The organism is Solidesulfovibrio sp. C21 (genome assembly GCF_047785625.1).
GTDB lineage: Bacteria > Desulfobacterota > Desulfovibrionia > Desulfovibrionales > Desulfovibrionaceae > Solidesulfovibrio.
Genome location: NZ_JBLODY010000006.1, coordinates 64,257 through 87,663 on the forward strand (window position 1 = coordinate 64,257; position 23,407 = coordinate 87,663).

Consider the following 23,407-nt stretch of genomic DNA (forward strand, 5'->3'; position numbering starts at 1 on the left):
TTGGATAAAAAATATGATACAAATGATAAGAGCCATGACATGTCAACTCGATCGTTTGAATGGTATCGCTCGGCATATGCTGCCCCTTGCCGTGCTGCTTGTCAGCTTATCATTTTTATTTGTAGCCGGGTGTCAGCGTGAGGCGCATCAGCAACAATTCCATCCTGTTGTTAAAACCATGAGGATCGGCTTGGACACGGAGTCGCAACAACGGCAGTACTCCGGTGTCATCGTGGCCCGGCACGAAGTGCAGGAATCCTTCCGGGTTGGAGGGCGGATAGAGAAACGCCTGGTGGATGTGGGGGATCATGTCCGGGAAGGCCAAGTGCTGGCGACCCTGGACGAAAAAGACCTCCGCCTCTCCATGGAAAGTACTCAGGCGGAACTCAAAGCCGCGCATTCCAACAGAGAGCAGGGCACCAGCGACGAAAAACGCTATGCCATTTTGCTCTCCAAACAAGTCGTAAGCCAGTCAGAATACGACCTGAAGCACTTGGCGGCCGATGAAGCCAGGGCGCGTGCGGAGCGGGCCGATCGCGCTCTCAAGCTGGCCATAAGCCAGCTCGAGTACGCCAAACTGCTTTCCAGTACCGACGGCGTGGTCACCAAGACGAGCGCCGAGGCCGGTCAGGTCGTCTCCCAGGGCCAGAGCGTCGTCACTGTGGCCCAAAAAGGAGCCTTGGAGGTCCTGGCCGACATTCCCGAAAGACGCCTCCAGGACATCAAGCAAATCAAGGCGGAAATGTCGCTCTGGGCGAACCGCGACGCCCGTTACCAGGCCGTGTTGCGTGAAACATCCCCGTCGGCCGATCCGGCCACCAGAACCTATCCCGTGCGGTATTCGCTGCCCGACGCTGACGCCGCCGTGCGCTTGGGTATGACAGCCATCCTCCATCTCTCCGAGACCGCCGACACGCCGAGCGTCCGCATCCCGACCAGCGCTCTCCTGGACCAGGGGAATGGCCCAGGCGTCTGGCTCGTGAATGTGCCAACCGGGCAACTGACCTTTCGGCCGGTCAGGGTGGACCGTTACACGGAGCAGGACGCCTACGTGCATGGCCAGCTTGCCGACGGCGATATCATCGTCACTTCCGGTGTCCAGAAACTCGATGAGGGCATAACCGTTCGGCTGGCCTCCACATCACAGCAGGCGGCAAGATGAAAGGACTCAATCTCTCCGCGTGGGCCGTCAGCCACCGCGCCTTGACCCTGTTTCTCATCCTGCTCGTGTCCCTCTACGGCACGTGGTCGTACACGCACCTGGGCAGGGCCGAGGACCCTGAGTTCACGATCAAAGTCATGATTGTGGCTGCCGAGTGGCCCGGGGCTACGGCGGACGAGGTGCAGCGCCTGGTGGCCGACCCCATCGAGAAAAAGCTGCAGGAAGTGCCCTACTTCGACAAGGTGAAGACGTACTCCCGACCGGGCAACGCGGTCTTGGAGCTCCACCTCCTCGATTCGACGCCGGCGTCCCAGGTCCGGGAATGCTGGTACCAGGCCCGCAAGCGCGTGGGCGACATCCGGCAGAGTCTTCCTCAAGGCGTGATCGGCCCGTTTTTTAACGACGAATTCGGCGACGTGGATTCCTTCCTGTACCTGCTTACAGGCGAGGGCTACACCATGCGCGAACTCAAGGACCAGGCCGAAGCCATACGCCAGGCGCTGCTGCGCGTTCCGAGCGTAACCAAGGTGCGCTTCTACGGCGAGCAGACCGAGTGCATCTACGTGGAGCTGAGCCACACCAAGCTGGCGACCTTGGGCCTTGATCCCCATCTGGTGGCCGACTCCATAGCCAAGCAGAACGCGGTGACCGCCGCCGGGAACCTGGAGACGACCACGGAAAAGATCTTCCTGCGGGTGGACGGTGCCCTCAAGGGCGTCGCGGCCCTGGCGGCGGTGCCTGTCCAGGGCGGCGGCAAGCTGTTCCGCTTGGGCGACATCGCAACGCTACGGCGCGGCCCTGTGGACCCACCCACCTTCGCCGTCCGCCACCGCGGCAAGCCCGCCATCGCCTTGGGCGTGGTCATGACCAAGGGGGCGAACATCCTGGAAGTGGGGCACCAGTTGGAAGACGCGTTGCGACGCATCAAGGAGAACCTGCCTCTGGGGCTCGAACTCGACAAGGTGTCGGACCAGTCCCACGTGGTCAACGAGTCGGTGCATGAGTTCATCCAGTCTTTCGTCGAGGCCCTGGCCATCGTGATGGCCGTGAGCTTTCTGGCGCTCGGCTGGCGCACGGGATTGGTGGTGGGCCTGGCGGTGCCGCTCACGCTGGCCATGGTGGCCATGGTCATGAGCATGCTCGGCATGAGCCTGGAGCGCATCTCCCTGGGCTCCCTCATCATCGCCCTGGGGCTCCTGGTGGACGCCGCCATCATTTCGGTGGAGATGATGCTGGTGAAAATGGAGCAGGGAGTCGATCGGGTCACGGCGGCCACCTTCGCCTGGACCGCCACGGCCAAACCCCTGCTCACCGGGACGTTGGTCACCTGCGCCGGCTTCCTCCCCGTTGGCTTTGCCAGGTCCGGTTCCGGCGAGTACGCGGGCGGCATCTTCTGGGTCGTGACCATTGCCTTGGTCGCTTCGTGGTTCGTCGCGCTCGTGTTCACGCCATACCTCGGCTTCAAGCTGCTCCCGGAATCCCATGCGGGCAAGCACGGGAATTCCGATGCCCTCTACGAAACCCCCATCTATCGCTGGCTGCGCAGGCTGGTCACCTGGTGCGTGGAGCAGCGCAAGCTGGTCGTCGGCGTGACGATCTTGCTTCTTGCCGTGGCCATCGTCGGCTCCAGATACGTATCCCGGCAGTTCTTCCCGGCTTCCACGCGTCCCGAGCTCCTGGTCGAGGTGCGCATGCCTGGGGGCTCTTCGTTCGAGGCCACCGCGCAGGCCGTTGAGACCATGGAGGCGTTCTTGAAAAACGACCCAGAGGTCAAGATCTACACGAGTTATATCGGCTCGGGCGCTCCGCGTTGGTTTTTGCCCATGGCCCCCGATCTGCCCAACATGAGCTTCGCAGTCACCGTGCTCAATACGGCCGATGCCGCGGCACGGGACCGCGTGCGGGAGCGGATCGAATCTTTTGTCGCGCAGGGGGGGCTCCCCCAGGCCAGGGTGCGCGTGACGACACTGTTTCTGGGGCCGCCAGTGGGCTTCCCCGTGCAGTTTCGGGTCATCGGCCCCGATCCCATGCAACTGCGCGAGGTAGCGTACAAGGTCCGTAACATCATGCGCGAGAACCCGAAGACCGTTGGCGTCAACCTCGACTGGAACGAGCAAGCCAAGGCCGTGCGGCTGGTCGTGGACCAGGATCGGGCCAGGGTTCTCGGGCTCACCCCCCAGGAAATCTCCGAAACGCTCCAGTCGCTGCTCTCCGGGGTGACGATCACCCAGGTCCGGGACGGCATCGAGCTGGTCGATGTCGTGGCCCGGGCCGTGCCCGAGGAGCGGCTGCGCCCCGAGCGATTGCCCGACCTGACGATCAGCGTGCGCAACGGGCATCCCATCCCGCTCTCCCAGGTGGCCAAGATCGAGTACGTCTCCGAGGACCCCATCCTGTGGCGACAGAGCAGGGACCTGATGATCACGGTTCGATCAGAGGTGATCAAGGAGGTGCAAGCGCCTGACGTCACGCGGGAACTTCTGTCCGGTGTCAGGGCGATAGAGAAGACGCTGCCCCCGGAATACCGGATCGAGGTGGGCGGGGCTACGGAGGAGAGCGAAAAGGCCAATCATTCCATCGTAGTCCTGCTGCCCATGGCGGCCGGCATTATGATCCTGCTCCTCATGTTCCAACTGCAGAGCTTTAAGGGCCTGTTCCTCGTGGTGGCCACCGCCCCCCTGAGCCTGATCGGCGCGGTTGGAGCCCTACTGGCCTTCGGTCAGCCGTTCGGATTTGTCGCGATGCTTGGGGTCCTGTCACTCGCGGGGATGATCATGCGCAACAGTGTCATCCTTGTCGATCAGATCGCCCAGGACATAGCGGCAGGGCTCTCCGCATGGGAGGCCGTCATCGAAGCCACCATCCGTAGGACACGGCCTGTCGTGCTGACGGCCATGGCCGCCATGCTGGCCATGATCCCTTTGTCTCGGAACATGTTCTGGGGTCCGATGGCAGTGGCCATCATGGGAGGGTTGCTTATTGCGACCATTTTAACATTGCTTTTTACACCGGCGCTCTATGCAATGATTTTTCGAATTGAAAGAGATGAGAAGCAAGAGGTGTAATGACTATGTTCCCCAAGGAACTCCCCAGCTTTGAAATACTTTTAAAAATCTCAGAATGCTATCCAGACATGGATGTTAAGGCATGCGTGACTTGGATACAGATTGTGCATGCTAGTGCAATTCTCCAGCGTCGCATCGAGCGAGAACTGGACAAGGAAAATCTATCATATGGTCATTTCATCATATTGGTCATTCTTGCCAGCAAGTGCACAGAGGTCCCTGTCGGCAGCCTGGCTGAGATGGCCGGCGTGGGACCTGATACAATTTCCGATGTCCTCGCATCTATGGAATGCGACGGACTCATAAGACAGACCCCTGAACCTAAAGACATGCGTATTGATTGGGTCGAACTTACGCAAGAAGGTCGCGGCGCAATAAACAAAATAGCTCCTATTTTTTTTGAGAACCAGTCGGATGCAATGTCTGGTCTGGCTGAAGAAGAACTCCACTCGTTGTTTCTGCTCCTTTCGAAGGTAAAATCATGAGGTTAAAAGCCATTCCAAAAATGTCTCATCAGGATGACGGCACACCCGTGTTAAAGCAGGCGAGAAAATTTTCAAAATGATACTCGTATCGCACCACCAAGCGTCTGAAGTTTTGCAACCAGGCAAAGAGGCGTTCGGTCTTCCATCGTCTCCGATAGCGCCTGAGCGGTCTTCCATCTTGGCTCTTCAGTCGCGTACGGCCACCTCGGTGCGGCGCGATCATCTCGAGGTCCCAATCGTCTTGCAACCGCTGATCAAGTCCATCGCTGCCGTAAGCTTTATCTCCGATCAGTCGAGCCGAGATTTCATTCACCGCCATGAGCTTGCTGCCTTTCCCTGCTTGAGACCACTGCGAAATCGGTCAGGAAAGGCTGCCTCCGGCGGCCAAAGGGCTTTGCCCTTTGGAATCCCATCATGATTTTGGCCAATTGTGCAGCAGTCTCTGCTTGATTTTTTCCACAGCGGCGCAAATTTTTCGAGAAATCGAATGTTTCGCTAATGAATGAATCTCGAAGATCGATCATACACCGTTCATATATATCTTCTTCAAGCAAAAATGGTGTATGGCAACAGACTATCTGTTTAGATAATTCTGGGTGAATTAATGGAATGTTTTATATTGTGGATAGTATAATTGTATATCATACTAGATTTACCATAATACCATAATAATAAGTATTATAAAAATGATAATTATTGAAATATTTGCAGCATAACTAGTTTAATATTAGATTTAAGCTAGTTTAAATAAAGGCATGATACATTTTTAATGATAATTGTTAGGTGTATGCGAAAATATTGAATGAAAATGGAAAGGAGTAAAGATATTCTGACGGTCAGATAAAAATATTTTTGAAGTAGCTTCATTTGGATATTGGGGTATTGAGACGCAAAAAGCTTGTTCTTGTTGGCAAATGCTAAAAAAAAGACAAGTAGATGCCTGAGTTGACGGATCAAACACCACTCGGCTCGCACAGTCGCAACGAAAATCTACGACAGGAAGTTGTGATGCGTGGAAAATTGTCAAATGAAAGATTTCAGTCAGTGGAATTGCATGCTCTTCATGTGGTTATCGGAGAGACCCAAGACTCATTAAAGTCAATACAAGTGACGAAAATGGCATATCCACTATGAATAACGTAATCTCGCAGTTCGTAGCTGCCATACAAGCTTCAGACAATATGGATGCCAGCGCCATGGACGCAAACAATGGGGCTACGGATCTCCTGCGCGATGCTGACCAGCTTACCATGTTGTGCACGGCTTGCTTCTGGGCCAGCCTGGAGATGGAGGAGCGACGGGAGGTGCGCGGGACCCTCAGCCTCTGTTCGCCAGCTTCAACGCTGTTAGCGAAAGCCTTTACCAATTCCGTACCGGTTACCATACCGAATCTTGTGGCTTTGCTTACAGCCTCCCCGCGAACCCCATTGGCCGTGCATGTCGGTTCGGAGGGCCCAGCCATCTGGGGGGTGCTTGATGTCGAGCCCGACGGCTTGCTTCGATTACGTATTGCGGGCAACGGAACACTTTTGGTTTCACGCTCGAGCAGGGTGCTGGCACTATTGCATAAAGGAACTGTGTCCATTCCTGTTGCAGCAGATGAGGCTTCTCTGGAACATCTGATAGCCAACGCCTTGGGAAAAGATAATTTTCAGAAATTTCGCCCCCATGTTTCTGACAAAATTATCGTTCCTGACAAACTCATCCGTGTTGGTACCACAATGATTCGACATGGTCACGGGGGGACGCTTGTGCTCGTGCCGCCGAAAAATCAGTCGTGGAGGCGATCGGTGCGCTTTCGGTTCAGTTTCGATGAAGACAGCGCCAAGCTCTTACAGGTCAGCGTCCACGATTTTGAAGTCGGTACTTATGAAGCCGTACGAAACTATGACGACTTGGTCGCGGGACGCAATACCGCTTCGATCATCGCCCTGCGCGAGCGGTATGAGGCGTTGAACTTCCTGCGCACCTTGAACCAGTCTCTCCTGCGACGGGTCGGGGACTTGAGTCTCATCGACGGGGCCGTGGTTATGGACCTTGATCTGTGCTTGCTCGGGTTTGGAGCCATCCTGCTGTTCGGGCCTGAGGACTTCTTGGTGACCTCGCTGAACGCGGTCACTGGCGAACTGCGCGAGCAAATTTCCTTGGAGGATCTGGGCGGGATGCGGCACCAATCGGCTGCGCGTTTCGTACATGGCAACCGTGCTACGGAGGTGTTTGTGGTTTCGCAGGACGGCCGTTTGTCACTGTTTTCTTGGTCCGAGCGAATGCAGTGTGTGGCCGTTGTCCAAAATCTAGAACATTTTATTTGGGAATACAGAACAGTATAGCTGATTGTTACGTGTCAAATTTCCAGTAAAGTCATCTTCAATTTCTCGCTCGCATTTCTAATATGTAGAACTGCCCATTTCTGGAAATGTCCATCCCTGACCAGCATCGAGCAACGCTCCAAGGCCCTGGACATTCCCATGGCCGAGCTATTCAGTCTCGAGGGGTTCCGGTTGTCCCTGGAGGAGCTTCGGACGATCCTGATCCGGCAGATTGATTCAGCGGATGAAGATCGGTTGCGGATATTTTTCAGCATGGCCCAGGTCATCTTTCGATAAGGGCTTCAGTCATCCTCGGGTAACATGAGCGTCATGACTGCTCGGCGTCAATTACTCTTGTGCACTGACGACAACTATTTTTGTGCATCGACCTCGGCCTCAGCCATGTGATCTTCGGGTTTGGGGTCAAGGCCGCGTCCGTCGTCATGGACGCGGGACGTTGCGACTGCATTCCGCTTTTGAGCCTCCTGGTTTCGGTAGCTCTGGCCGGTCAGTTCCAAGATGACGCAATGGTGGACCATCCGGTCGATAGCCGCAGCTGTCGTCATGGAATCCTTGAAGATTTTGTCCCATTGAGAGAAGACGAGGTTGCTGCTGATCAGCACGCTGCCACGCTCGTAACGTTCCGCCAAAAAGGTGAAGAGCACCTCCATCTCCTCCCGGTCCTGCTGGACGTAGCCGATGTCGTCGATGATCACCGCCTCGAAACGGTCCAGCTTTCTGAGGGCCTTTTCCAGGTTCAAATCCCGTTTGGCGATGAGCAGCTTCTGCACCAAGCGGTAGGCCGGGATGAACAGCACCGAGTGATCGCGCCGGACAAGCTCATGCCCAATAGCGCACAGCAAATGTGTTTTTCCCCGCCCCGGCAGGCCGAAGGCCACGATGTTTTCCGACCGTCCAAGAAAGTGCCCCTCGCACAGGGAGGGAAGGATCTTCTTCACCCGTTCCGGCAGCACACCCGTATCCAAGCTCGCCAAGGTTTTATCGCTTGGGAGTCCGGAGGTTTTGCGAAGACGCTCGATGCGACTTTGCCGTCTCTCCTCCAGTTCAAGTTCGGCCAGATACTGCAAAAACCGTTGGTGACTCCAACCCTGGTTTTCGGCCATGGCTGTCGTTTCTTGAAGATGGCTGCACAATTCTAATTGTCGCTGATGCTCAAGAATAATTGTCGCCGATCAGGATATAGAATTCCTGGGTATGGGTAGGGCAGAGGAACTTCCAGGCTTGATCCCGCGATACTGAAAACTCCTCGTTGGGGCTTGTTTTTATTTTCAGGAGTATGGTATATAGTTTTAGTGATCAATAAAAACAGGTAAGTCCTAAAAATATAATGCTATCTTGTATGGATAAGGTGCCTTGGGTAGTTGTTGACGTGTAAAAGCGATAACGGTCTCTTGCTAGCTTGTTTTCTGTTGTGGAGCTTTGATGCCATTTGCCCAGTGATGGAACTGATTATTGAACTTCCTTTTGGGAGACATAATGAGCCATTTAGTGCATCATATTCTGCATGCAACTTGTGAGCTAGGTAAGGAATTCTCAGAAGAAGTTGGAGGTGGTGTTGCTACAGGTGTAGCCACTGACATTATAGCAACTGAAACCAGTGCTGAAATCAGTGGAGCCATTGTAACTGGTACTGGTGCTGTGTCTGAAGCTTTTGGCACATCAGGTGCTTTAGGGTTAATTGGAAGCGGCTTTGCTGCTGTAACTGCCATCACCCAGTATTTCTTGGTGGTGTAGCAGTGGCTGGTGTTGCGGGTGGCATAATTTATTTTATAAAAAATTCGAGATTAATATACTAATATAACTTGTTAATTAGCCGACGAGATAAATTCTCGCCAAGAGATATCTTGGCAAATAGTTTATTCCATAACAGTGACGTATCGTTTTTGATTGACGTTTTAGTCTATTTCTAATAATGCTTGAGCCTGTGTTGGGTTATTGAAAAATTATGTTCAGCGTGGTCAAAACATGAGATAAAATGGTATAGTAGGGGAGACTGAACAATAGGAAGGGGAACGTATGAGCATCGAACTTGAAACGGCTCTTTCTTTACTCAAGGTCGCTAAGATTGTCGTTGACTTGAAGAGAAAGACACAACAAATAAACGAAATAAAGCACATTAAAAAATCACTTGATCAACTTATACTTCGAGAGATGGGAGCCGCTTTTGAGGCTATAGGCGACGCCATTACAGCCCAGAATAATGAGACAAAAGAAGTGAGGTTGCGGTTCGCTGAAGATAATTTATTGAAAAATACATCGTTAGACCCAAGTCTTAAGACTGGCGATGTGACAAATAAATATTTAATGGCTAGAGCTAATCATGGACTAGCCTATATATGCGCATTGCGCAATGATTTTATCACTGCGTCTAAACATCTCCTTCGCATATTTATCATTTCTCCCCGTGATGCTAGAGAGAATATTTTGCCAGAATTGTATAAACAAGAATTTTTCCCTAAGTGTACAAATATTATTGAGTGGCATGATGCAGAACTGCGTACCCTAGAAGAAGATTCTTGGCGTGGCATCCGAAAGGCTGGAAGATTTTCTCTTTCTTTAACTATTAAAGCGGCCGGGGTTTTAACAGCATTAGCGGCACAAAGTGGTTCTATTATAAAAGTCCGAATCCCACCGCATCCCATCATTAAGGCAGCTGAGGATTTATCAAAAGAGGTTTGGGAGAGATCATCAGATTATAATCTCCCCTCGCGAGCTGAATTAGAAGAAGAATTTAATAATAAGATTGATAATCGATGTATCGAATGTGCACAAACCTTGTTGCAAAATTTAGGTGGCTGAGGGTGATGATAGCTGCTGGAATTTCCAGAGTTTTTCTTTAGAACTACGGCTTCAAGCAGGGCGACGAGTTCAAGGTCTCCTGCCTGGAGGAGGGGAAGATTTTTCTGGAAAAGAAGTAGCTAGCTGTATTTTTTTGGATAGTTGCGCATTATGGCCCACGTCGTCCTGAAAAGAGGGTGACGTGGGTCTTTATTTGTTGAAATAACAGAGGGGCCGAAATGATGTACCACCATTCAGCCCCTCGATCTTAATACCCCGATCTATGCGAAGAATGAGAAGAATGCGACGCATGGGAAGAATGTGAGTAATGCCCAGCAAGCTGTAAAAAAGATCCAGACTTCGAATCTTCAACCGCCTTGTCCAACTGGAGGGGCTTAATTTCCTTAACGCTTCCAGCAGCTGAAACGCTGGGGCTGGTCACAACGTTACTATTATTGGCAGAGGAAGACATCGGGGCAAAACCAAAAGAAGTCACAACAATACTCAAGAAAAAGACAACTTTTTTTGTAAAACCTTTCATGGCGCCTCCATTACGTAGGTTAAAGTTTAGGACGCAAATTTTGACTTAAGCGTGTTGATGTTGAGAAGATACCACAACATCGATCGCGCAACTTGCACGGAGTACAAAGTTCAATAAAAGAATTTTTCCAATCGGATATGGACTGCCTGCAATACTTCCAAAGAGATTCGTCAAGCAAGCACAGCGGTGTGTTATATATTGAAGCGGATATGCCTGCTCTGCTGAGCACCTTAATGGCTTCAGAGAAGTTGTCATTGCACTCGACAGGGTCTATCCAAACATCCTCAAAATTATCAGCAGCAAGGCCAACAATTTCAAGGCTCATCAGTGCGACATGAAAAACGAAAGGGAAGTTTTTAACAACAAACTCAGCAAATGGGACCATTCTGCGAGCGTTGTGCCTCGTCAAAACGAATCGAATCTCAATAGGAAGTCCGAATCTCGCCAAATTTTGAATGCCATAGACCGTCTTTCTAAACGCGACACTTGAAGAAACTATGTGATTATGGATAGAAGCCGTGTCAGCATGGAGAGATGTGCAGAAGGTTGTCTTGTCAGGACATTCAGAAGCCACATGCGATGTAAAGTCTAAGTCTGAAAATGTTTGACCGTTAGTTAAAACGTCTACTCGGCGATTATTATGATCGAGTCGCAACATAGATAAATACTTGAGGAACCGTTCCCTTGGTAAGGTTGGTTCCCCACCAGTTATGCATACCGACTCTTCGCCATCCTTATCAAGCAAAGAAAGCACTCGTGTGATCACGGCATCAAAATCTTCAGAATCATTAGTGGGCGGTTGTGGACACATTAAACATTCGCAATTACATCTGGAAGTAACAAAAAGGCAATTGCTTGCGCTTCCCTTCTTCCATAAAAACTCAATCACTCCATCTTTTCTCAACCGTAAGATGTCGCCATCTTGTATGGTGTTAATGCTATTTTTATTGTCCAATAAAATAGACGGCGACAGAAATGGAACGCTTGACGAAGCATCTCTGATATGAGCTAAGTAGCCAAATCCGTGATTTTTGTCGATAGAAATATATGACTGACGATCAAAAAAAGGGATTTCTGATCGGGTCGCCACTCCTATCAAAGGAGATCGAATATTTTTTGCTTTGCCAAAAGTCTTAAGCATTTTTGGTCACCTTCTGAGGGATCACCCAAGACCAAAACACATCTAAGTTACTTGGCTCAGCCTTAGATAACATGTCGAAAAGCATATCGAATAATGCGAGATGCATTTCGCAAAAAAAACTTCCAGGCCTTAACCCGACAACATTACCTGTTTCTAAATAATTTCTAACTGGATCTACTCCACAATATATTTGATACGCGCACCATCCACAACTTGGCGTTGTTTCGATACAGGAGTCTGTAACGATATGCTTGAGTTTTTCTCCATTAAATACGTCGGTGTATTTATCTTGACAGACATTTCCCAGCCTAAAGTAGTTGTTTCCCATTCTAGATAGCATGCGCCCTTCATCTGACGGATAGATGTCTCCATTATAGTCGTAAATTACACCACTGATCCCTGTCCCGGCAGGTGATTGAAGGTCGACAAACCCAGTTGGATAAGACGTCAAAATTCTTGTTAATAATAGTTGAGCATAATACTCAACAAAATACCGACCAGCCTTGTTTTGTTCTATGATATAATCTAGCCCAGCCCGGTAGGCCTCAACGAATTCATCTGGACTGTATCCGATTTCTTTAATTTTTTCATGCGCAAAACCGTATGGATTGAGTGGTCTAAAGAAGATGCCTTCAAATCCCCTCGATATGTATTCATCAACTATCCGAGGGAAATCATGTAGACTTTTCCTTGTTGTTGTCATTAGCGCTGATATGGGTACGCCTAGTTCGAAACATTTTTTTAATTTTTCAACCACCGCTTCATGAGAACTCTTCAGTGTCCGAAGTTTTCTATTATGATCATGAATTGACGCAGGTCCATCCAGGGATGTTGATATTTGAATATTCTTTGATTTTATGTAAGATAATTTTTCAGATGTCATGAGCGTTAGATTTGTACAAATTACAAATGAAAGATTTTTTTTTGAAATTATATTTTTTTCATTAGCATATTCAACTACAGCTTGGATGACATCCCAATTCAAAAGAGGCTCTCCGCCTTGAAATTCAATTTTTATATTTTCATTTGGTGAATTAAATATAAAATCAACAATTTTTCTTGATGTGTCTATGTCCATATCATATTGCAGAGCGTCTTCTCCTTCACATGAAACTTGACAATATTCACATTTTTGGTTACATCGAACTGTCACTACCATCATGTGAAGAGATGTAAAATTTTTCAAAAAGCCTTTTCTTGTTCTGTATTTCACAGAGGCAAGATTTACAGCTAGGTCATGGTCTGCAAAGCTTAAAAAACCTTTGCTTTCCAAATCCAAGGTGACAACGTCATCTGGATCGAGGTTATGATTGATAAAATTTTTGAAGTTTGCATCTCTTAAAAAAAGGAAATCTCCGCCAGAGTTTACCAATAAAGTTGTGTCATTTTTTAGTCGTCTAAATGAATGGGGAAGGATTAGATAATTACCGCCCATTTTAATCACCAACGACTAGTTTTTCTATAGGGTAAAATGCTTGTTTAACAATAAGATTTCTTATTTTATGATTCATTTTTTCCAAATCAAGCCTGATCTGATGGTCGAGGACAGCATTGCAAAATTCTTTAGCAATAAATTCGAGATCTACCTCAACCCCTTCTTTGGGCTCAAATCGTACTAAATTTTCATCCATATCGTAAGGTCTTATGAATATATAGCACGAATTAGCAAAACCAAATGCCGCATTCTTTATTGCTCCGGGTTCATAAAAAGTTTTATGCAAATGTATTTGGATGGAATTATTGTTAGTTAAGATTTTTATGCCTTCCATTATGTGCCTCAATTCCTTTTAACGTTTCGATAGTAACAGCTTAATTGGGTTTGGCAGTTCAGGTCAAGCAATTTCCTGTATTGTAAACGCCAATTCTATACAATGGAGTAGGGTAAAATTTAAAAAAATTCAATATATCCAGTTGATTATTCTTTAGAAAAGATGCACCAGCAAACTGAATAACCAGATAGTGCCCATCAATACTGGCCATGTACAGCGCGTGCTTCTTCCCTACCCGGACTGTTGGGATTTTTCTGTCCCAGGGTCCGCTACCGCTGCCGGTGGTTCTGGTTTCCATCATCGGGTATATTTTAACCTGCGCGTCAAATGTCCAAATGTCCAAATCGAATATTGGGAGAGGAAATCTTTTGGGTTTTGTTAATATTTTAAGCTGGATAAGACACTTGAAATTATACATAGTTACTTAACATACTGAAATAATTAACTATTATTGCCGTCGCATCTTCCCCAACGTCCTTTTTCCTCCTCCCTATAGCAAAAACCCCTTGACCTCCCCGTACCAAATACGTACTTACCCCGAGCCAACGACGCGCCAACGAAGCCAACGGTTTTGGCCCCCAACTTTTTCTTGGGAACGAAAGATTTGGGGTTGACTTCGAGACGAGTTTGGGGCATTTAGCTTGATCCCTGATTCTGTTTATAGGACCTTAGCTCAGGGGGAGAGCGCTTGCTTGACACACCACAAGCAGGATTTAAACCCCTAAAATCATTACAAAAGCCCCTGTGAAAAAGTGATCTCGTTGGCGAGTTGCCAACGGGATTTTTTGTTTTTATTAGGTCTACTTTCGACCTCGTTGGCGCAACAGTGGTCGGCCTGTGGCGGTCCAGCCAACTCGGTTTCACCTATCCCTCTGTTTCTCCTGATCCGTTCCGATTCTCCTGGTCCATCCCATTTCCAGCTGGTCAAAAACGTGGTTTCCTTCGTTTTTGGGGTTCTCCAAAGGGCGCAATGGCAGAGTCCTGCCATTGGACATCACGTGTTTGCTCAATACGAATACTTCCGATGCATCTTAAACAGTGTAGAGATATTTCACCCTCTGGGTGTGTTTGCAGCGCGAGATACTTTTACTTGTGCTTCAATAAATAACTGAAATACGACGAGGCACAGGCTCATGGCCACAGGGCCATAAATGATTCCCAGTGGACCGAAAAGCAGCACACCTCCAACGATGGCTACAAAGATCATTAATAGAGGCAACTGCGCACTGCCGCTAATGAAAAATGGGCGTACAATATTGTCCACCGTACTCACCACAAGCAGCCACCAGAAAAGAAGGAAAATTGCTTTGCCTGTCGATCCTGCGGCGATGAGATAGAGAATCAATGGTATATGGATAAGTGCAAGACCAATGACGGGAACCAGAGACGCCACCATGGCTACCATGCCCCAGAAAAATGGATCAATGCCGACCAGCCACAGTCCGAGTGTGGTGGCAAGACCCTGAGATAACCCGGCTGCGACGCCGCCAACAAGGATGGAGCGCGTCACTGTTTTGAGCCTTTCCGCCAACGCTTGCTCTTGTCTTCGACGCAACGGAGAAAGACGACGCAAGCCCTGCACCACCCGTTCCCCTTCGGCCAGAAAGTAGAAAAGGAATAAGATGAGCAGGATAATCTGGGCCAAGAAATTGGCCATTTGCCCAGCAAATCCTCTGCCGATGGACAAAAGTGTTTTCCCGATTGTGCCGGCAGCTCCTAGCAAGCTGGCTTTGAGGCTCTGAGGATCAATAGGAATCATTTCTACAAATCTCTGGAGCCAATCAGGTAAGTCGAGAGATTGGAGCCAGCTAAGTAGGGTCTGCATGCCACCGTCATTGAACCACTGTACCCCAGCCTCGATGACAGAACCCGCTTCGTTGGCTAGGATTACTGCCAGAATAGCGGCAGGCATGACAATGAAGACAAAGGTGGCGATTGTCAGCAAAGCGGCCGAGGCTAGGCGTGCGCCCCTTAAAATGTGCACGCTCCGTTTATGCAGAGGGGTCAGCAGCAGCGCGAGTATGGCGGCTAAGATGACAGCATGGCGAAACGGCCACAGAAGTGATCCAAGAATGGCCACAGACGCAATGAATACGAGGAGCAAAAAAGGGTGATAAAATCTGGCGTGTAAAGGACCGACATCATCCCCACCATCATTGCGGGCTTCTAAGGCCACCTCGGTATCGAGCACGCTTTGCGCCACTGGTGTTTTTGATGCGTTTGTCGTTTCCTGGGAAATAGTATCGTCTTGTTCGGACATGGTTCACTTTCCTGGTTTGGGGCATCATGCTGTGTCGACGACTGCTATCCCCACTGTGTTCCTGCTTAGCGTCAAGACTTCCTATTCTTGTTGTCGCTCCGGGGCTGCTTATCCGCTTCAACTTTTGGAGGGCTGCCCGGCACCCACCAATGGGTCGCATCTTTGAGAGCTTCTTCAGTGGGCATTTTCCGCGTTCGCAGCAACGAAAACAACATAGAGCTACCGATGATCACTGTCGTGATAAACAAAGCCAGTTCTGTGGATACAATTTTTTCGCCGAACCAAGCGTTAACGATCATTTTAGCGCCTACGACCACGAGTACAAGAGACAGACCATATTTGAGATAATGGAACCGGTGAATGATACCCACGAGAGCAAAGTAGAGCGCCCTGAGGCCGAGGATGGCGAAGACGTTTGACGTATAAACGATGAAGGGATCGGTGGTGATGGCGAAAATGGCCGGAATGGAATCCAAGGCGAATATTACGTCTGTGACTTCGATAAGTACCAGGACGATGAAGAGTGGCGTAATGAAGAGTGCGCCATTGCGTCGAACGAAGAATTTTTTGCCTTCGAAGTTTTCGGTCACCCGGAAGTGGCGACGCATAAAGCGATTGATGTGGTTCTCGTCCAGGTTTGGTTCTTGTCCAACCGTAACCAGCATCTTTATTCCTGTGAAGACGAGGAACGCCCCAAAGACGTAGATGATTCCGTGGAAGGATTCAATAATCGCTGCCCCGGCCAGGATAAGCGCGGCGCGCATGATCAACGCGCCAAGAATACCCCAGAAGAGAACCTTGTGCTGGCAGTCCTTGGGAACGGAAAAGTGCATGAAGACGAGAACGAAGACGAAGATGTTGTCGATTGAGAGACTTTTTTCGATCAGATAGCCTGTCAGGTACTCTGTCGCAGCTTGGGGGCCAAGGAAGTAATGGATGCCGGCGCCGAAAGACAAAGCCAAAATGACATAGCCTAGGCTCAGCAACAACGCTTCGCGTACGCCGATCTCTCGTCCATGGCGGTGCAGGACGCCAAGGTCCAAAGCCAGTAAGGCCAGAACCAGCACATTAAAACCAATCCACATCCATGCACTTTCCATGAATTCCCTCCCGCCTGTAACCGGTGACCATTCTCTCTCGTTTCGTCATTTACGCCACTGCCGTCAAGGTAGGGGCTGGACTGGCCTGGGTTCCGGTCCAACCACTTGGTCATGCGTTGGAGGGCATGGCCTCCAGACGTGCGATGCGTTCTTCCAGCGGCGGATGCGTACTAAAAAGTGAGGCAAATGTGGAACCGCTAAAAGGGGTTATGATAAACATGTGTGCCGTGGCCTGATTGCCAGAATGCATGGGAATTCGGCCTGACCACATTCCAAGTTTTTCCAAGGCCCTGGCCAGAGCCTTGGGATCGCCAGCCAATTGGGCACCCGTGTCGTCGGCGAGGTACTCACGTGAGCGGGATATGGCCATCTGAACAAGCATGGCCGCGATAGGAGCAAGGAAGGCCATGAGCAGCGAACTGGCAAGACCGCCGCCACCGCCGCTTTCTTCCTCATCTCTGCCTCCGCCCAGACCGAAGATAGCTCCCCATTGGAGCATGTTGGCCACCGAGACAATGACCCCGCCAATGACCCCAGCAATACTTTGTACCAGGATGTCTCTGTTTTTGATGTGACCAATTTCATGCGCGATGACACCACGAAGCTCTGCGGGGGAAAGCAGGCGCATGATGCCTTCGGTCACGGCAACCACGCCATGCTTTGGGTTTCTCCCCGTGGCAAACGCGTTGGGTGCTTCCTCGGGGATAACATATATCCGTGGTTTGGGAATGCCTGCCTTGGCTGAAAGCTCCTCGACCATGTGGTGTAGGGCTGGGGCGTCATGAGGAGAGACCTCTTGGGCATGGTACATTTTCAGGACAATCCTGTCGGAAAACCAGTAGCTTCCCACGTTCATGACGAGGGCGAACACAATAGCTATGAGAAGGCCCGTTTGCCCACCCAAAGCTCGCCCCATGAGCAACATGAGGCTGGTGAGTAAGCCGAGCAAAAGAACAGTTTTGATTTGGCTTGTCATCTTTCCACCTTTAACTCTCGCGGCGGTTTCATTGTGCCAAGCCCGGGGCCGTAGCCCCGGGCGGTTCGCTAAGACTACCTCTCCAACTGTTGGATGCCTTCAAGAATCCATTCTGGCTTTGAGGCAGACTGGTCACGACTGATGTGCCAGACTTCACGAATCTGAGAGGGCTGATCGTTGGCTTGGTTTTCGCGCAGCAGGACATCATAAAGTACCGAGATCACAGTCTGTGTTCCTTCTGTGCCGGCCTCGATGACACGAGCTTCGATCATGAGTATGTCGGTTTTGCCGGGGGTAGGGTCTTCACTCGCTTGGTGGGCGATTTCGGCATAGACTTCGGGGCTGGTGAACCCACGGATGTCGGTGAGGTCACGACGATCCCAGGAGGTCTGTAAGCGGTTGTAGAGAGCCTTGGCTCCGGAGAGGAACTCGGCCTCGTCCAAGCCAGCAGGCATGACAACAGGGGCTATGGTATCGTTTGCGCCACCAGAGGAGGCTGCGGTGGTTCGCAGAGTGCCCCAGGAACGTGTCTCCTGATTCGGGGCGACATCCCCAGCAGGTCCATCGGCATAGGCCAAGCGATCATGTACGCCGGGAGCGGGCTGCTCCATGCGGGTGGTTCCCCCCGCCTGTGCTCCACGCCGGGCACGGATGAATCGGAAGAGCAGGAAGCCGCCGACGCCGAGGAGCAACATTTCAAGGATTCCAAATCCGCCAAAGCCACCGCCAAAAAAGAGTGACCCTAACAGGCCACCCATGAGTAGACCACCGACCATTCCCCCCATTCCGCCAAATTTTGAGAGAAACCCGCCAGGAGCCTTCGCCTGGGGTGGCGTTGACTGCATGTTCGATGCGCTTGTATTCGGGGGAGTGGGCTTATCGTAGCTCTTGGAATAGGAATCCTTGCTGCCAAAGGACTTGTTTCCGCCGAGCCGCTTGGCTTCAGCGAGATCAATAGACAGAAGGATTAAGGCCAGAGCAAGCAGCGGCAGGCTGAGCCAGCGCATGACAGTTGCCGGATCAGGAGCATTGAGGGTGAGTGCTTTGGCGTGGGAACAGCCAGCCATCGGCAGATACGTGAAAAGGGGCAGACTTTTTTTCATGGGGCCTCCAGGTTGCCAGGTTAGGCTGGAGGTCCCGAATAAGAAAACGAGACATCCAGCATGATTACTCATGCTGAAGGTCTCGCTCATCGGTGGGGACCGACGGCAAGGCCAAGCGCCGGGTATAAGCGCCAGTACTGTTGACCTTGCCCGAAAGAGCTACTCCCCTTCAGTTGGTTTGAAACTTATACATCTCTTCGGCGATGTCAACAGTGGCAGAGGTGAATGCCAGTGTATTTCGGTGAAGTTAGAAAGACGGCAGTTGGTTATAACATTAAATCGCAAGCTCTTAGGCTCTAAGGTGGAGCAGCTGGCGTGCTTGCTGCCCTACCCCCTGGGGTGCTAAATCGTTTTAGTGGCTTGCGTCCGAGCGATCATGTCCGGATGGGCCGCCCCCTTGATCGTTTGGGTTGTCCTCATTTCTTCGGGAAATCAATATCAGCAGCGTGAGATTGGCATCATTTGGAGCAGAACAAATGGCTACCATCTGGCTTGAAATCGGAATCATTCTCGTCCTGATCGTCATTAACGGCTTTTTCTCTATGGCCGAGATGGCGATCGTTTCGTCCAAAGCCGTTCACCTGAAGAACTTGGCCAAGGGCGGTGATTCCATGGCCCAATCCGCTTACCGACTCCAGCAGCAACCTGATCGATTTTTCTCAACGGTCCAAATTGGCATCACTCTCGTGGGCATTTTTACCGGTGCCTACGGTGGAGCTACTCTGGCTGAGACCATCGCAGCCGAGCTTGCCGTCTTCCCTGCGCTCGAATCCTACGCGGATACTTTAGGCCTAATCTGTGTCGTCGTGCCAATCACCTATCTGACGCTGATCATCGGTGAACTTGTACCGAAGCGACTCGCCTTCGCCTACCCGATTCAACTGGCTAAATTTGCAGCGCCGACGATGTTGGCGTTGATGTATGTGTCGTTGCCTGCTGTTCGTTTTCTCAGTGCGTCGACGGGGTTTGTTTTGCGACTGTTGCGCCTACGCGCATCTGGGGGCCAGGAGGTCACTGAGGAGGAAATTCGTTCCGTTATCGCAGAGGGTGCGCAGTCAGGCATCCTTGAAACGGCTGAGCGAGATATGATGGACCGCGTTATTCGGCTCGGGGACCGCCACGTAGCAGCCCTTATGACGCATCGCTCGCAAATTGTTTGGCTGGATTTGGATGACCCGTGGGAGTTCAACGTTAAGAAAATCAAGGAGAGTACATTTTCGCGGTTTCCTGTCGCCCAGGGGGGCTTGGAAAACTTGCTCGGGGTTCTTAAGATTAAGAATTTGTTTGATCGACCCCAGGAGTTTCAGGCCGATGACCTTCGGAGTATGCTCCATGAACCTCTTTATGTTCCAGAGTCAATGCGAGCTCTGAAGCTTCTTGAGCTTTTTAAAACCCGGTCTCGGATGCATTTTGCCTTTGTCATAGACGAATTCGGGGATATTCTGGGGATCGTTACATTAAACGATGTTCTTGAGGCACTCATCGGCGATTTGCCGACTACTGAAGAGCCACAGGAAAAGGCGATTGTCCAACGTGCTGATGGATCATGGCTCATTGACGCTATGACGCCATTCGACGAAGTGCTGCGACTGCTAGAACTGTCACACGAGGGAACGGGTTTTGCTGAAGGTGATTTCAAGACTATCGCTGGGTTCTGCTTGAAATCACTTGGAAATATACCATCTATTGGTGATCGATTTGTCTGGCGCGATGTTCATATTGAGATTGTGGATATGGACGGTAGACGCATAGACCGCATACTCGTTGAAAGAAAAACCATTCCAAATGGTTAGTTCTCGCCCCTTGAGGTACATTTATGTTAAAAAATATCTTGAAAATTGCGCTTTTCATTCAATCGTCTGGAGTTGGCTTGCTTTTTACGATTTTGTTTGACTTGGTCCCCAGCCAAAATAGCGCAATAAAAGAAACGCGATGGATTTTACTTCGTACAAATAGAGATCAAGCCTGCTGGAAAAACTTTGAATAGTGCTATGTTCAGGAAGTCTTTCACCTGAAGCCCAGACGTTATAGATGCTTATTTTCCCATCGTGAACATAGGCGATTGTCCCTCGCTCAATGTGCTTTTGGTAGTATTTTTCGATGCATATTTGTGCCTCAACGCGTCCCTCGACGGGCTGAGAGATCTTTGCAACTGAGCCAATGACAATGTCATCTAGATGGATTTTTTTAGAATTTGCTAGTACGCTTGCCTCAAGCGAAAGGGCGTAGGTTGCACATTCCTGAAGACTAGATGCTCGACAATGTTCACTTGCAACGAAGGTTTCCACGACAAAAAGCAGAAAAACCCATATGGAAAAGACAAACATGAGACACCATGCGGTTTGTTGATGTTTAAAATAAAAATACTGAAAACAAGTTGATTTCACCGTATGCTGGAGGTGCACCACTTTTATTATAGCTGAATCCATCCGAAAAGAAAAGAGCGACATTGGCAGGTATGAGTGCCATCCTGCCGGGGGGGGTATTCAGTAACTGCCTGATTTGAATAGCATTCCATATTTATTTGTTCTCAAATGAATCAATGTCACGTGAGTATCGAATCCAAGTGCTTCCGCAAGCCACGCTTCACCTTGGTTCCAAAAGCTCGGGTTCGGTCCTCTCGGAGATGATGCAAGGTTCCTGGGGCTGGGCTAAACAATCAAATTCCCTCGTCATCTCAACCATTTCCGCCAGCGCAGGTTCCTGCGTTTTTGATTTTGGTTGTCGCCAGCCACTGATTTGCTAGAATCAGTCCCAGCTGTAGACCAACTTTTCGGCTGCCCCTGGCCCATGGGGCTTGTCCTTCGCCACCTGTTAAAAACAAGGTGGACCTCCGGGTCAGGGAAGTCCACCTCGCTGCAACACGAATTAACCCAGAATTCTAAAGGCCACGTTTGTGCCAATAGTTGTCGTATTCTTTTGAGTTTAATTGTTTCGCTTTGAGTTCTTGCTGGAATTTCGAATAAGATTCTAGCATCTTTGCAAATGGCAATATGTATTGCTCATAGGCGTCACGTTTAATCGCGCAAGAACTACCGCCAGGACTTCTGAAGATTAAAAAGTTATTTTGTTTCATAATGATTTCTTGCTGGTTGTTGGTTGCGTTCAGTGTGCTGTAATCTATTTCGAGACCGATGCACGGAAAATTACCACAAATATATTGTAAAATTATGTAGTTATGCTAGATTTTTTCCATCAAAAAGATGGAGGAGAGCATGAGCGAGCGCACTTCCAAGAATCCTGGTATCGCCGACTACGTGGTGGCCCGTCGCAAGCACAAGGATTGCTTTTTGGACGAGATTGATCGTCTCATCGACTGGAAGCCGCTTGAAAAATTGCTTCGCAAGAAGCTCCAACGGGTTGTCAACGCCGTTGGCAATCCTGCGTACCCGCCCCTGCCCATGTTTAAAATTCTCCTGCTGCAGCGCTGGTACAACCTCAGTGACGTGGCTGCGGAAGAATCTTTGTACGACCGCCTGTCCTTTGTCCGTTTTGTGGGCCTTTCCCTCGATCACGACGAAGTCCCCGATTCCTCGACCATTTGCCGGTTTCGGCAAAGCCTGCTCGAGAAAAATGTGCTCAAGCGCCTCCTGGACAAACTCAACCATCAACTGGAGCGACGTGGATTGCTGGTCCGTGAGGGAGCCATTGTCGATGCCAGTGTTGTTTCGTCCTCGCGCCGTCCTTCCAAGGTGATCGACATTCTTCCCGAAGACCGGGAAGAGGATGACGCCGAGGCCTCGGAAGTGACCGTCAGCTACTCCGACGATGCCGACGCGGCCTGGCTGCGCAAGGGGAATCGAGCGTATTACGGCTACAAGATCCACGCGGCCACGGACAGCCGGGACGGCTTTCTCCTTGGCGGGCACGTCACCCCGGCCAATCGCTCCGACACGCAGGAATTTATAGACCTTCTAGACGAAATCGACCCTGTGCCAGGAGGCTGCATCTATGCGGACAAGGGGTACAGCAGCCAGTTGAACCGGCATGTGCTCCAGGCCCGAGGGCTTGCGGACGGCATCATGTACAAGGCCGCCCGCAACCGAGCGCTCAGCGCCGTCGAGAAAGCGGCAAATCGCCTCATCAGCAGTGTCCGGGCAAAGGTGGAACGTGCCTTCGGCACGCTCAAACGGGGATATGGATTCTTCAGGACGCGCTACCTGGGAATCCCCAAGGTCGAGTTGGAATTTCTGCTCAATGCCATGGCCTTCAACCTGAAAAAAGCAGTCCTCATGGCGGGAAGCTAAGGACAGGTGCGCCTGAAAGGCGGTGTCAGCCGCCTTCGGGCGAGAAAGCGTCACTGTGTGCGCCCAATTGATGGCGAAAAACCCGTTTTTGAGCTTGAAAAAAGGTCAACGCACCTGCCGAAGGAAATTGTGCAACGGTCTCATTTCGTCGACGTTGGATCGGTTTTAGAATTATCAAGTCCAAGCTCTTTCCAGAAGTTGTCTTGTTCGTTTTCGTAAGTATCTTTAAAATATCCGATATTGTCTAAGAATGAAGAGAAAGTGTAGCTGTCCTTGTTTGCTGCCCAGTATTTGGCGTTGCAGTCCTTGCAAAGATACCAATGGTGACCTTTCTTTCTGGAGCAGGGCTTGCCGCAAATGACACAGTTAACTGGAAACATGTTTCATCTCCTTGCAGTTCTTTAACAATCTATCGAAGAAGGCGGGTACTCGGCAGAAGACTCGCCTTCT

General features: G+C 50.3%; 22 protein-coding genes and 1 pseudogene. 10 read left to right on the forward strand and 13 right to left on the reverse strand.

All coding sequences use genetic code 11. The features are described 5' to 3' along the window. Positions 1-34: 34 nt before the first annotated feature. The 3 genes from ACMZ6R_RS03580 to ACMZ6R_RS03590 are packed head-to-tail and all read left to right on the forward strand — an operon-like array spanning position 35 to position 4,712. Positions 35-1,162, forward strand: a complete 1,128-nt coding sequence (locus ACMZ6R_RS03580; protein ID WP_416109514.1) for an efflux RND transporter periplasmic adaptor subunit — start codon at positions 35-37, stop codon at positions 1,160-1,162. After that, entirely contained in the window at positions 1,159-4,227 is a 3,069-nt protein-coding gene (locus ACMZ6R_RS03585; protein WP_416109515.1) for an efflux RND transporter permease subunit, read from the forward strand. Before ACMZ6R_RS03580 ends, ACMZ6R_RS03585 begins: the two co-directional genes overlap by 4 nt. Next, a complete protein-coding gene (locus tag ACMZ6R_RS03590; protein WP_416109516.1) occupies positions 4,227-4,712 on the forward strand; it encodes a MarR family winged helix-turn-helix transcriptional regulator in 486 nt (161 codons plus the stop codon). The genes ACMZ6R_RS03585 and ACMZ6R_RS03590 overlap by 1 nt, the downstream gene beginning before the upstream one ends. Before the next feature lie 28 nt (positions 4,713-4,740). On the opposite strand, the gene ACMZ6R_RS03595 is transcribed toward ACMZ6R_RS03590, so the two are convergent. Both ACMZ6R_RS03595 and ACMZ6R_RS03600 read right to left on the reverse strand, forming a co-directional pair. Continuing rightward, positions 4,741-5,031, reverse strand: a complete 291-nt coding sequence (locus ACMZ6R_RS03595; protein ID WP_416109517.1) for a transposase — start codon at positions 5,029-5,031, stop codon at positions 4,741-4,743. Further along, the gene (locus ACMZ6R_RS03600; RefSeq protein WP_416109518.1) at positions 5,018-5,236 is read right to left on the reverse strand and encodes a hypothetical protein; all 219 of its coding nucleotides are present in this window, start codon (positions 5,234-5,236) and stop codon (positions 5,018-5,020) included. Before ACMZ6R_RS03600 ends, ACMZ6R_RS03595 begins: the two co-directional genes overlap by 14 nt. 606 nt (positions 5,237-5,842) lie before the next feature. Here ACMZ6R_RS03600 and ACMZ6R_RS03605 point away from each other — a divergent pair. Together ACMZ6R_RS03605 and ACMZ6R_RS03610 are read left to right on the forward strand one after the other, a co-directional pair. Continuing rightward, positions 5,843-7,042, forward strand: a complete 1,200-nt coding sequence (locus ACMZ6R_RS03605) for a putative sensor domain DACNV-containing protein (RefSeq protein WP_416109519.1) — start codon at positions 5,843-5,845, stop codon at positions 7,040-7,042. A gap of 138 nt (positions 7,043-7,180) precedes the next feature. Then, positions 7,181-7,318 (forward strand): hypothetical protein, encoded by a 138-nt coding sequence (locus ACMZ6R_RS03610; protein WP_416109520.1) that lies wholly within the window; start codon positions 7,181-7,183, stop codon positions 7,316-7,318. 74 nt (positions 7,319-7,392) lie between these two features. Here the strand turns inward: ACMZ6R_RS03610 and istB are convergent, their stop codons facing one another. Next, complete coding sequence (gene istB / locus ACMZ6R_RS03615; protein WP_416109521.1) at positions 7,393-8,175, reverse strand: IS21-like element helper ATPase IstB; 783 nt, start codon at positions 8,173-8,175, stop codon at positions 7,393-7,395. Positions 8,176-8,518: 343 nt separating this feature from the next. Between istB and ACMZ6R_RS03620 the strand changes: the two genes are divergently transcribed. The 3 genes and pseudogenes from ACMZ6R_RS03620 to ACMZ6R_RS03630 form a co-directional block, all read left to right on the forward strand. Beyond that, a complete protein-coding gene (locus ACMZ6R_RS03620) occupies positions 8,519-8,776 on the forward strand; it encodes a hypothetical protein (RefSeq protein ID WP_416109522.1) in 258 nt (85 codons plus the stop codon). Positions 8,777-9,058: 282 nt separating this feature from the next. Then, on the forward strand, positions 9,059-9,841 hold the full coding sequence (locus tag ACMZ6R_RS03625) for a hypothetical protein (RefSeq protein WP_416109523.1): 783 nt from the start codon (positions 9,059-9,061) through the stop codon (positions 9,839-9,841). Positions 9,842-9,882: 41 nt separating this feature from the next. Then, positions 9,883-9,960: pseudogene (locus ACMZ6R_RS03630) on the forward strand (ArsR family transcriptional regulator); the annotation flags it as partial. Positions 9,961-10,088: 128 nt separating this feature from the next. On the opposite strand, the gene ACMZ6R_RS03635 reads toward ACMZ6R_RS03630, so the two are convergent. From ACMZ6R_RS03635 to ACMZ6R_RS03670, 8 genes are all read right to left on the reverse strand, one after another. Next, positions 10,089-10,361 carry a hypothetical protein gene (locus tag ACMZ6R_RS03635; protein ID WP_416109524.1) on the reverse strand — a complete coding sequence of 91 codons (273 nt, stop codon included), beginning with the start codon at positions 10,359-10,361 and terminating at the stop codon, positions 10,089-10,091. Positions 10,362-10,380: 19 nt separating this feature from the next. Further along, positions 10,381-11,502: a His-Xaa-Ser system radical SAM maturase HxsC gene (hxsC, locus tag ACMZ6R_RS03640; protein ID WP_416109525.1), complete on the reverse strand. Its 1,122-nt coding sequence runs from the start codon at positions 11,500-11,502 to the stop codon at positions 10,381-10,383. Further along, positions 11,495-12,937, reverse strand: a complete 1,443-nt coding sequence (hxsB, locus tag ACMZ6R_RS03645) for a His-Xaa-Ser system radical SAM maturase HxsB (RefSeq protein ID WP_416109526.1) — start codon at positions 12,935-12,937, stop codon at positions 11,495-11,497. Before hxsB ends, hxsC begins: the two co-directional genes overlap by 8 nt. A 1-nt stretch (position 12,938) precedes the next feature. Beyond that, positions 12,939-13,271 (reverse strand): His-Xaa-Ser system protein HxsD, encoded by a 333-nt coding sequence (gene hxsD / locus ACMZ6R_RS03650; protein ID WP_416109527.1) that lies wholly within the window; start codon positions 13,269-13,271, stop codon positions 12,939-12,941. 1,051 nt (positions 13,272-14,322) lie between these two features. Continuing rightward, entirely contained in the window at positions 14,323-15,531 is a 1,209-nt protein-coding gene (locus tag ACMZ6R_RS03655; RefSeq protein ID WP_416109528.1) for an AI-2E family transporter, read from the reverse strand. Positions 15,532-15,602: 71 nt separating this feature from the next. Next, positions 15,603-16,631 (reverse strand): TerC family protein, encoded by a 1,029-nt coding sequence (locus ACMZ6R_RS03660; protein WP_416109529.1) that lies wholly within the window; start codon positions 16,629-16,631, stop codon positions 15,603-15,605. 109 nt (positions 16,632-16,740) lie between these two features. After that, positions 16,741-17,607 (reverse strand): zinc metalloprotease HtpX, encoded by an 867-nt coding sequence (locus tag ACMZ6R_RS03665; protein WP_416109530.1) that lies wholly within the window; start codon positions 17,605-17,607, stop codon positions 16,741-16,743. Positions 17,608-17,681: 74 nt separating this feature from the next. Continuing rightward, positions 17,682-18,710 (reverse strand): Tim44 domain-containing protein, encoded by a 1,029-nt coding sequence (locus ACMZ6R_RS03670; protein ID WP_416109531.1) that lies wholly within the window; start codon positions 18,708-18,710, stop codon positions 17,682-17,684. A gap of 476 nt (positions 18,711-19,186) precedes the next feature. Here ACMZ6R_RS03670 and ACMZ6R_RS03675 point away from each other — a divergent pair, with 476 nt between their 5' ends. Beyond that, positions 19,187-20,503, forward strand: coding sequence for a hemolysin family protein (locus ACMZ6R_RS03675; protein ID WP_416109532.1), 1,317 nt, complete (start codon positions 19,187-19,189; stop codon positions 20,501-20,503). A gap of 84 nt (positions 20,504-20,587) precedes the next feature. Here ACMZ6R_RS03675 and ACMZ6R_RS03680 read toward each other — a convergent pair whose 3' ends face one another. Further along, positions 20,588-21,037: a hypothetical protein gene (locus tag ACMZ6R_RS03680; RefSeq protein WP_416109533.1), complete on the reverse strand. Its 450-nt coding sequence runs from the start codon at positions 21,035-21,037 to the stop codon at positions 20,588-20,590. An 888-nt stretch (positions 21,038-21,925) separates the two neighbouring features. Between ACMZ6R_RS03680 and ACMZ6R_RS03685 the strand changes: the two genes are divergently transcribed. Next, positions 21,926-22,957: an IS5 family transposase gene (locus ACMZ6R_RS03685; RefSeq protein WP_416109534.1), complete on the forward strand. Its 1,032-nt coding sequence runs from the start codon at positions 21,926-21,928 to the stop codon at positions 22,955-22,957. Between the two features lie 140 nt (positions 22,958-23,097). Here the strand turns inward: ACMZ6R_RS03685 and ACMZ6R_RS03690 are convergent, their stop codons facing one another. Next, positions 23,098-23,337 carry a hypothetical protein gene (locus ACMZ6R_RS03690; RefSeq protein ID WP_416109535.1) on the reverse strand — a complete coding sequence of 80 codons (240 nt, stop codon included), beginning with the start codon at positions 23,335-23,337 and terminating at the stop codon, positions 23,098-23,100. Positions 23,338-23,407: the final 70 nt, after the last annotated feature.

Excerpts from the sequence above, each read along its gene's own strand:
- ACMZ6R_RS03580 (WP_416109514.1), top strand. The coding sequence starts at position 35 with ATGACATGTCAACTCGATCGTTTGAATGGTATCGCTCGGCATATGCTG.
- hxsC (WP_416109525.1), bottom strand. The coding sequence starts at position 11,502 with ATGCTTAAGACTTTTGGCAAAGCAAAAAATATTCGATCTCCTTTGATA.
- ACMZ6R_RS03620 (WP_416109522.1), top strand. The coding sequence starts at position 8,519 with ATGAGCCATTTAGTGCATCATATTCTGCATGCAACTTGTGAGCTAGGT.
- ACMZ6R_RS03635 (WP_416109524.1), bottom strand. The coding sequence starts at position 10,361 with ATGAAAGGTTTTACAAAAAAAGTTGTCTTTTTCTTGAGTATTGTTGTG.
- hxsB (WP_416109526.1), bottom strand. The coding sequence starts at position 12,937 with ATGGGCGGTAATTATCTAATCCTTCCCCATTCATTTAGACGACTAAAA.
- ACMZ6R_RS03605 (WP_416109519.1), top strand. The coding sequence starts at position 5,843 with ATGAATAACGTAATCTCGCAGTTCGTAGCTGCCATACAAGCTTCAGAC.
- ACMZ6R_RS03625 (WP_416109523.1), top strand. The coding sequence starts at position 9,059 with ATGAGCATCGAACTTGAAACGGCTCTTTCTTTACTCAAGGTCGCTAAG.
- ACMZ6R_RS03680 (WP_416109533.1), bottom strand. The coding sequence starts at position 21,037 with ATGTTTGTCTTTTCCATATGGGTTTTTCTGCTTTTTGTCGTGGAAACC.
- ACMZ6R_RS03595 (WP_416109517.1), bottom strand. The coding sequence starts at position 5,031 with ATGGCGGTGAATGAAATCTCGGCTCGACTGATCGGAGATAAAGCTTAC.
- ACMZ6R_RS03665 (WP_416109530.1), bottom strand. The coding sequence starts at position 17,607 with ATGACAAGCCAAATCAAAACTGTTCTTTTGCTCGGCTTACTCACCAGC.
- ACMZ6R_RS03590 (WP_416109516.1), top strand. The coding sequence starts at position 4,227 with ATGACTATGTTCCCCAAGGAACTCCCCAGCTTTGAAATACTTTTAAAA.
- ACMZ6R_RS03690 (WP_416109535.1), bottom strand. The coding sequence starts at position 23,337 with ATGTTTCCAGTTAACTGTGTCATTTGCGGCAAGCCCTGCTCCAGAAAG.
- ACMZ6R_RS03670 (WP_416109531.1), bottom strand. The coding sequence starts at position 18,710 with ATGAAAAAAAGTCTGCCCCTTTTCACGTATCTGCCGATGGCTGGCTGT.
- ACMZ6R_RS03655 (WP_416109528.1), bottom strand. The coding sequence starts at position 15,531 with ATGTCCGAACAAGACGATACTATTTCCCAGGAAACGACAAACGCATCA.
- ACMZ6R_RS03610 (WP_416109520.1), top strand. The coding sequence starts at position 7,181 with ATGGCCGAGCTATTCAGTCTCGAGGGGTTCCGGTTGTCCCTGGAGGAG.
- hxsD (WP_416109527.1), bottom strand. The coding sequence starts at position 13,271 with ATGGAAGGCATAAAAATCTTAACTAACAATAATTCCATCCAAATACAT.
- ACMZ6R_RS03585 (WP_416109515.1), top strand. The coding sequence starts at position 1,159 with ATGAAAGGACTCAATCTCTCCGCGTGGGCCGTCAGCCACCGCGCCTTG.
- ACMZ6R_RS03660 (WP_416109529.1), bottom strand. The coding sequence starts at position 16,631 with ATGGAAAGTGCATGGATGTGGATTGGTTTTAATGTGCTGGTTCTGGCC.
- ACMZ6R_RS03675 (WP_416109532.1), top strand. The coding sequence starts at position 19,187 with ATGGCTACCATCTGGCTTGAAATCGGAATCATTCTCGTCCTGATCGTC.
- ACMZ6R_RS03600 (WP_416109518.1), bottom strand. The coding sequence starts at position 5,236 with ATGATCGATCTTCGAGATTCATTCATTAGCGAAACATTCGATTTCTCG.
- ACMZ6R_RS03685 (WP_416109534.1), top strand. The coding sequence starts at position 21,926 with ATGAGCGAGCGCACTTCCAAGAATCCTGGTATCGCCGACTACGTGGTG.